This window comes from Sphingobium scionense (genome assembly GCF_014197035.1).
Taxonomy (GTDB): Bacteria; Pseudomonadota; Alphaproteobacteria; order Sphingomonadales; family Sphingomonadaceae; genus Sphingobium; species Sphingobium scionense.
In genome coordinates this window covers 1-7,702 of the sequence record NZ_JACIEU010000068.1, presented here as the reverse complement: position 1 = coordinate 7,702, position 7,702 = coordinate 1, and the positions used below count along the sequence as shown (strand labels likewise).

7 protein-coding genes and 2 pseudogenes are annotated in these 7,702 nt (G+C 62.2%); 3 read left to right on the top strand and 6 right to left on the bottom strand.

The window, feature by feature from the left end; all coding sequences use genetic code 11:
• Nucleotides 1-78: 78 nt before the first annotated feature.
• The 3 genes and pseudogenes from GGQ90_RS28510 to GGQ90_RS29960 form a co-directional block, all read right to left on the bottom strand.
• Nucleotides 79-306, bottom strand: a complete 228-nt coding sequence (locus GGQ90_RS28510) for a CorA family divalent cation transporter (RefSeq protein ID WP_246428508.1) — start codon at nt 304-306, stop codon at nt 79-81.
• Between the two features lie 418 nt (nt 307-724).
• The gene (locus tag GGQ90_RS28505; protein WP_185706855.1) at nt 725-1,162 is read right to left on the bottom strand and encodes a DUF411 domain-containing protein; all 438 of its coding nucleotides are present in this window, start codon (nt 1,160-1,162) and stop codon (nt 725-727) included.
• A 96-nt stretch (nt 1,163-1,258) separates the two neighbouring features.
• Nucleotides 1,259-1,468, bottom strand: a pseudogene (locus GGQ90_RS29960) (MFS transporter); the annotation flags it as partial.
• Between the two features lie 217 nt (nt 1,469-1,685).
• Between GGQ90_RS29960 and GGQ90_RS28495 the strand changes: the two are divergent.
• From GGQ90_RS28495 to GGQ90_RS28485, 3 genes are read left to right on the top strand one after another with little or no spacing between them, the layout of a single operon-like run.
• On the top strand, nt 1,686-4,388 hold the full coding sequence (locus tag GGQ90_RS28495) for a TonB-dependent receptor domain-containing protein (RefSeq protein ID WP_188084616.1): 2,703 nt from the start codon (nt 1,686-1,688) through the stop codon (nt 4,386-4,388).
• 10 nt (nt 4,389-4,398) lie between these two features.
• Nucleotides 4,399-5,103 carry a PepSY domain-containing protein gene (locus GGQ90_RS28490; RefSeq protein WP_188084615.1) on the top strand — a complete coding sequence of 235 codons (705 nt, stop codon included), beginning with the start codon at nt 4,399-4,401 and terminating at the stop codon, nt 5,101-5,103.
• On the top strand, nt 5,100-5,834 hold the full coding sequence (locus tag GGQ90_RS28485) for a PepSY domain-containing protein (protein ID WP_188084614.1): 735 nt from the start codon (nt 5,100-5,102) through the stop codon (nt 5,832-5,834). The genes GGQ90_RS28490 and GGQ90_RS28485 overlap by 4 nt, the downstream gene beginning before the upstream one ends.
• A 3-nt stretch (nt 5,835-5,837) precedes the next feature.
• Here GGQ90_RS28485 and hutC read toward each other — a convergent pair whose 3' ends face one another.
• From hutC to GGQ90_RS28470, 3 genes and pseudogenes are all read right to left on the bottom strand, one after another.
• On the bottom strand, nt 5,838-6,527 hold the full coding sequence (gene hutC, locus GGQ90_RS28480) for a histidine utilization transcriptional repressor HutC (protein WP_188084613.1): 690 nt from the start codon (nt 6,525-6,527) through the stop codon (nt 5,838-5,840).
• Nucleotides 6,528-6,718: 191 nt separating this feature from the next.
• Nucleotides 6,719-7,156: a DUF411 domain-containing protein gene (locus tag GGQ90_RS28475; protein ID WP_185706849.1), complete on the bottom strand. Its 438-nt coding sequence runs from the start codon at nt 7,154-7,156 to the stop codon at nt 6,719-6,721.
• Between the two features lie 79 nt (nt 7,157-7,235).
• Nucleotides 7,236-7,702, bottom strand: a pseudogene (locus tag GGQ90_RS28470) (hypothetical protein); the annotation flags it as partial.

Here is a 7,702-nt window from a genome sequence, read left to right as displayed (position 1 = left end):
CTCCTCTGCTGTGACGTTCGGAAACATCACAATGGCACATTTGATGCCGTCGGGAGGGGGCATCCACTCCATCACTTCTCAGTGGAAATCAACAATCTTGAGCACGTCCTCCTCGATCGCCTCGACGATCGGGAAATAGCCATCGACGATGAAGTCGAGAATGGCGTGGAGCACATAGTCCGGACCCTCGCGCAGCAGCTCCGGCGTGATTTCGAGATGCGCGCGAAGCTCGCTGTGCGAACGTGCCGAACCCTGCCGAACGGTGATGAGGAAATTCTCGCCCAGGAATATCGCGGTGGAGCCCATGTGTAAGACCGTTGCTCGAAGCCAATTCGGACGCTGCGGACAGCGGCCAGACGTTGGTGTGAAAATGCGTCTGGACAAGGATGCCGTGCCAGCAGAACACGACAAGCATCGCGAGCGAGAACAGCGTGTTCGCCGTCCATCGAATTGAGCGATGCTCGCGATGCGACGCGCTTGTGATGCGCAGGTGTCGCGACCCCGGTGACATGGATGACTCAATCCGCGCCACGGGTCATTGCCCCCGACGTCCCTACGACACCGGATATTAGATCACTAAACTGAGATGATATTTCATCTCCCTTGAGGGCAGCAGTACGCCCACGCAAGGTCGGCGTCGGGCAAGCGCCGTGCGCCGCTCCTGGTCTCGACATCGTTCGGCCAGGCGAAGTAGGATTTCGGATTATCGAGAGCTTGCTCAGCATCAGTGCCGCGCGAAAACATGCTGCCCGGTGCTGCCGAACGACACCACCGTATAGGGTTGGCGGGCAGCCCCCGCCACTTCCATGCCCTCCGAGCCGATCGGCATCCCCGCCACCGCAATGCCTCTGACGCCTACGGGACGGGTTGCCAGCAGGCGCTTGATATCGGCGACCGGGACATGCCCCTCGATCAGATAGCCATCAACCATCGCGCTGTGGCAGGATGCCAGCGTGCCCGGCATGCCGGCCCTCCGCTGAAGCGCCCCGCGCGACGCATCGTCGCGCATGACAACCTTGCGGCCCAGTTTCGCGCGAAGCGCCTGGGCCCACTTCTCACAGCATCCACAGCCCGGGTCCCGGTGGACGACGACATCATTCGCCGCAAGTGCTGCGCCGGGCAGGGCGAGGAACAGCAAGAGGGCGGATAGACGGGTCTTCATGAACGGCTCCCGGAAGCAGGCGATAGGGATCCTAATGATCTATACGCATCGATGCCCCCTACCCCTCATCACGCAGATGTTTTCACGATTGTGGGCGGCCAGCAGGCCGAGCGTCAGTCCCGCAAGCCGCCTCGGCATGGTCACCAGCCAATCGAGCCTCGCATGGAAGATCTGTGCCGCCAGCATGCCCAATCCGCAGAGACTGAGCATCCAGGCAATCTCCTCGCGGCTCAGCGAAATGGCGCTCCGCGTCACCAGGAGATTGACATGCATCGCCGTCAGCCCGCCGCCCGCGACGAAAGGTATGATATTCTATCCTCTTCTTTCAAAAGCTTTCGCAAATGAGCGCTCGCAAAAATATCTCTTCAGTCATGAGGGTTCGACGTCTGGCGTGCGTATTACAGCTATATCTCTATCTAAATTTCACGAGACTAAGCTGTTGGAAAAACAGGAAAAATACTGTTGACCTGTATATACAACTGATGTTGTCTGTGGCTGTTCTAAAACATCAGGGGGATTGCACATGACCATCAGGATGGCCCTGCTCGGCAGCGCCGCCATCGTCGCGGGCTACGCCGCGCCGGCTCTCGCTCAGGCCGATCCGACACCCCAGCCAAAGGCACAAGTCCCGGAGGATGCCAGCGACATCGTCGTTACCGGCTCACGAATCCGTCGGCAGGATCTGGCCGGGGTTGGACCGGCCACCGTGGTCACCGCCGAGCAGATCCAAAATACCGGCATCGTCAATATCGAAACCGCTTTGCAGCGTTTGCCGGCCAATGCCGGCTTCGCGGGCAACCAGACATCGGCCTACTGGACGAACAACGGTTATGGCACCGCTCAGGTCAATCTGCGCGGCCTCGGCATCAAGCGCACACTCGTGCTTCTGAACGGCCGGCGCCTCGTCGCGGGCGGCACCGGCGCCAATTCCTCACCCGATCTCAACATGATCCCGGTCGTGGCGCTGGCACGCACCGATGTCCTCAAGGATGGCGCGTCCGCTATCTACGGGGCCGATGCCATGGCCGGCGTGGTCAACCTTGTCACGCGCACCGATTATGAAGGCCTGGGTCTCAGCGTCCGACAAGGCATTACCGAGCGCGGCGACGGCTCCGATCTCACCGCGGACCTGCTTTGGGGCATTCGCAACGATCGTGGCGGGTTCATGGCCGCAGTCACCTACCAGAAGACCAGCGCCGTCAACATGGCCTCGCGTGCGCCCTGCTCGCTCGCTGAAACGACGCCGGGCTCGCTGAGCTGCGTTAACAGCGCCTCGACGATCGGCGGACGCGCGGTGCTGCCCAACGGCCAGCAGATCAACTTCAACCAGGTATCTGGAGGCGACGGCAACTTCTACGAGCCTTACAGTCCCGCCAAGCACAACTTCAACTCGAACCCGTTCCTCAATGCGGTCAGCCCGGTCGAGCGCGTCAGCACGGCCTTCTTCGCGGACTATGCGCTGACCGACGGCATCCAGGCGTTCGGCGAGTTCCTCTATACGTTCCGCAAGTCGAATCAGATCGCGACACCCGGCACGCTGCGCAATCTCTCGATACCAGCCAGCAATCCAACCAATCCGACCGGCCAGAACCTTGTCCTGGCCCAGCGCCGCCTCGCCGAACCCGGCGCGCGCCACTTCTTCCAGGAGACCGATACCTGGCAAGGCACCTTCGGGCTGCGCGGCAAGCTGGCTAACGACTGGGCCTGGGAGGTCGCGGGCAGCTTCGGACGTAACACGGCCGTCGACGGCTCGACCAACATCGCCAATCTCGAGCGCGTCGCGAACACGCTCGACAGGAGCAAATGCTCCAGCACGGCGGGCGCGGCCATCCCCTGCGGTGACTATCTTGGGTTCGGAGACCTGACACCTCAGGTTCTGGATTATATTCTGTTCACCTCGCGCGATCGCGGAGGCAACGAACTCGGCACGGTCACGGCTGACCTCAACGGCGATCTCTTCTCCCTTCCAGCCGGCGCGGTGTCCTTCGCCACCGGCGTGGTCTATCGGCGCGAAAAAGGCTGGCGCGATCCCGACCCGTTGACGGTGCTCGGCGTGGCGAACGTCAATCAGCAGGATCCTATTTCGGGCTCGAGCACCGCCAAGGAAGCCTATCTCGAGCTATCGGTGCCGGTGCTTGCCAACACAGCTTTCGCCAAGGCGCTCACGCTCGATGGCGCAGTCCGCTACTCAGACTATAATCTCTTCGGGAGCGACTGGAATTACAAGCTCAGTGCCGACTGGGTAGTCAATGACAGCATCCGTCTGCGCGGCACTTATGGGACGGGCTTTCGCATTCCCAACGTGCCGGAGCTTTTCGGCGGCGTCTCGGAAGGCAATCTGACCACGACCGATCCCTGCTCGCGCTACACCTCCAGCGGCAACGTGACCTTGATCGCCAATTGTCAGGCGTCCGGTGTGCCGGCCAACTATACGCAGCTCGGCACCACGATCCTCACCACAGTGGGCGGTAACCAGAGCCTTCGGCCCGAAAGCTCCACGACCTGGACCGTTGGTACGGTGATATCGCCGCGCGGCATCATCCCAGGGTTGTCGCTGACGGCAGACTGGTTCGACATCAAGATCAAGGACGCGATCCGGGCCATTCCCGGCTCGACCAAGCTCGCAGTCTGCTATGCGAGCCAGAACCTGTCGCACCCGTTCTGCAGCGACTTTACGCGCAGCGCGCTGACCGGCGAGGTCACTTACCTCTCCGCCCAGCCCATCAACACCGGCCGCGAGGAGATGAATGGTCTCGATCTGGGTCTGGTGTACAGTGGTGCGGTGGGCGAGGTGAAGATCTCCTTGGATCTCAACATGACCTATCTCAACAAATATGTCGTAAACCCCTTCCCCGGCGGCGCGCCGATCTATTTCGACGGGTTTATCGGGGGCGGCAATGGCGGCTATCCGAAATGGCGTGGTTATGGCGTGCTGACGGCGGAAAAGGACGGCATCAGCGCGACCTGGTCGACACAATGGATCGGCAAGGCGACCGACTTCAACGCATCGGCCGGCGACATCGGCTACCGCACGCCGAACGTCTTCTACCACAATCTTCAGCTTGCCTTCGCGATCGACGAGAAGACACGTTTCCAGATCGGGGCCGATAATCTGTTCGACCGCAAGGCGCCCTATATCCAGAGCTTCACCGATGCCAACACCGACACGATGACCTATGATCTGCTCGGACGGCGCTTCTACGCCGGCTTCCGAACCGCGTTCTGAAGGGCAGCACATGGCAATTCGCTGGCCTTTGGTCATCCGCCGGACGCACAAGTGGCTGGCCCTGATCGTCGGCGTCCAGGTTCTGCTCTGGACGCTGACCGGCTTCTATATGGTGGCCGTCCATATCGACATCATCCATGGCGACGATCTGGTCCGCCCACCGGTCGTCGCCCCCATCGACCTTGCGAGCTTCGTCCCGCCGGCGCGGATTGTTCAATCGGCTCCCGACGCGTCCGAGATCCGCCTGCAACGGTTCATGGATCAGCCCGTCTGGCGCGCGCAAACCCCGGGTGGTCCAAGACTCTTCGATGCAGGTTCGGGACAGCCCATCCCCGATTTGAGCGAGGCACAAATCCGCGCCGCCGCTCGGCGCATCTACAGCGGCACCGGGGACATCGTCGCAGCCCGGCTGCTGACGACGGCGCCACTGGAAATGCAGGCGCGCAAGCCTCCCTATTGGCAGATCGAATTCGATGCCTGGAACCGGCCAACCCTGTATCTCTCTCCGCAGACCGGTGAGCTGATCTCGCGCCGCCATGCACTGTGGCGCGTGTTCGATTTCGCGTGGATGCTGCACATCATGGACTATGACGATCGCTCCGACGTCAACAATCCGCTGCTGCGCGTGGCGACCTGGAGTGCCCTTGCCATGGCGCTGGCCGGGGCTTGGCTGCTGCTTTGGTCGTTCCCGCGGCGCAGGAAGAAGAAGGCATGAAGAAAATCCGGTTCACCCCGCTCTTTTTTCGGCGCATCCACAAATGGGTCGGCCTGATCCTGGGCGTGCAGTTTCTCCTTTGGGCTCTGAGCGGCTCGATGATGGCCTTGCTCGATCAGGAGAAGGTCGGCGGACACAGTGCGCAGGCCAGCCATCAGCACGCCCTACCCACCGGTGACTATATTGCGCCGGCAAAGCTCGCTCTTGATGGTCCCGTGCTCGGCATCGCCTTGCGGTACCTTGCCGCACGCCCCGTCTACGAGGTTCGGTCCGCCACGGGCACGCGGCTAATCGACGCGACGAGCGGCGCCCCGGTTCGGGTCGACGAGCAGGTCGCGCGCGACATCGCGACGACGATGAACGAAGCGCCGATCCGCAAGGCGACGTTGCTTGCCGGACCGAATCTGGAAGCGCGCGAGCACGAAGGCGCCATGTGGCGACTGGATTTCGCGGACGCAGAGAACAGCAGCGCCTACATCTCCGCCGATACCGGCCGATTCTTGGTGATGCGCGGCGACACGTGGCGCACCTGGGATTTCTTCTGGATGCTGCACAATATGGACTATGTGCATCGCGCCAGCTTCAATCACCCGCTGATCATCTTTGTCGCATTCGGCACGCTCTGGCTGTCGGGGACGGGCTTCTACCTGCTCTTTAAGAGCTTCAGCCGTGCTGACGTGCGATGGATGCGGCGCAGGCGAAAACCGGCTGTGAAGGTCAACGTCGGCTGATCCCTATGTTTCGACAGAGAAGGCGGCGGACAGCTCGAACCGGTTTCCCGGGTGCGTGAGCCAAGCGTGCGATACGAGACGTCCGCGACTCCAGGTTCTGCGCGTCATCATTAGCACTGGTTCTCCTTCAGCGAGGCCCAGCATTGTTCGCATGCCTGTATCCGGCATGGCCGCGCACACCCGGTGCTCTACTCGCTCGAGCGGGGCAACACGTGTCAGATATTCATTCGGCGTCGAAGCGCTGAAATCCCTCTCTCCGTAGCGTGGCGCAGCAGATGCCAGCACAAAGCGCTCCTCGACCTGAATTGGGAATTCGGTCTCGTGATGGACGATAAGCGAATGGAAGAGGCGCGTGCCCAATCCGACTTCCAGGAGCGCTGCCCTTTCCGCATCGGCTCGTATTTCGACGTTGTGGACGACGCGCGCGCGGTAAGCATGCCCTCTGCTTCGCACTTCATCCGCAATGTTGCGGATCTCGATCAGCTGCCCGATCGGCCGGGGCTCGGCGACAAAGCTGCCCCGCCCCGCCCGCCGTACCACGATCCCGGCCGATTGCAGTTCCCGCAACGCCCGGTTTGCGGTCATGCGCGAGACCTTGAAGGTCTCGACGAGCTCGGCCTCTGACGGCGTCTGGTCGCCGGGTTTCAGGCGACCTTCCCGGATGTCCTCGAAAATGCTGTCCTTGATCGTCACATAGCGAGGTTGCTTCTCCGCCCCGGCAGCGTCGACCGCGGGTTCGCCCGCAGAAGAAGCTTTCGCCCGGGGAGCGGATGCGCGGCTATGGAGGCGAGCGGGAGCATGCATCAAATGACTATACAGGTGGGGGCGAGCAAGTCCCAGTCATTCAAACAGGAAATCACCAGCGAGATCCGAGGCGTGCGTGATCAATGCCGCGCGAAGACCTTCTGGCCCGAACTGCCGAACGACACCACCGCATAGGGTTGGCGGGCGGCGCCTGCCACTTCCATGCCCTCCGAGCCGATCGGCATCCCCGCCACCGCAATGCCTCTGACGCCTACGGGACGGGTTGCCAGCAGGCGCTTGATATCGGCGATCGGGACATGGCCCTCGATCAGATAGCCATCAACCATCGCGCTGTGGCAGGATGCCAGCGTGCCCGGCATGCCGGCCCTCCGCTGAAGCGCCCCGCGCGACGCATCGTCGCGCATGACGACCGTGCGGCCCAGTTTCGCGCGAAGCGCCTGGGCCCACTTCTCACAGCATCCACATCCCGGATCCCGGTGGACGACGACATCATTCGCCGCAAGCGCTGCGCCGGGCAGGGCGAGGAACAGCAAGGCGGCGGATAGGCGGGTCTTCATAAAATGACTCCCGGAAGAACGATAAGCATGGGGCAGTGGCCCCTCCTTTTCTATACGCATCAATGCGCCCCTCCCCTCATCACGCAGATGTTTTCACGATTGTGGGCGGCCTCCAGGCGAGCGGCAAGGACACAAGCAGCGCCAGCGACAGACCACCAATCCCCCACAAGACTAAGTGCTGCGCCCCGGGAGCGACGACGGCGATCGCCAGCGGCGCGAGCGCCTGCCCGATGCTGGCGGCGGAATGCTGGAGACCGAGCTTCAAGCCGGAAGGGGCTGCCGCACCGCTTATCCAGAAGCTGGTGACCAATCGAAGGGTTGCCGAGCTCCAGCCGGCAGCAACGATGATCCCACTGAGTTCGGCCATGCTCGCGGCGACAGGGAACAGGAAGAGCGCCGCAGCCAGCAGGCCGAGCGTCAGCCCCGCAAGCCGCCTCGGCATGGTCACCAGCCTGTCCGCCGTCAGCACCAATGGCACAGATTTGAGGTTGTGATTTAAGGAGGATCTGGGCTTCGTCGTAGTGACGAAGGAACGAAGATGAAGCC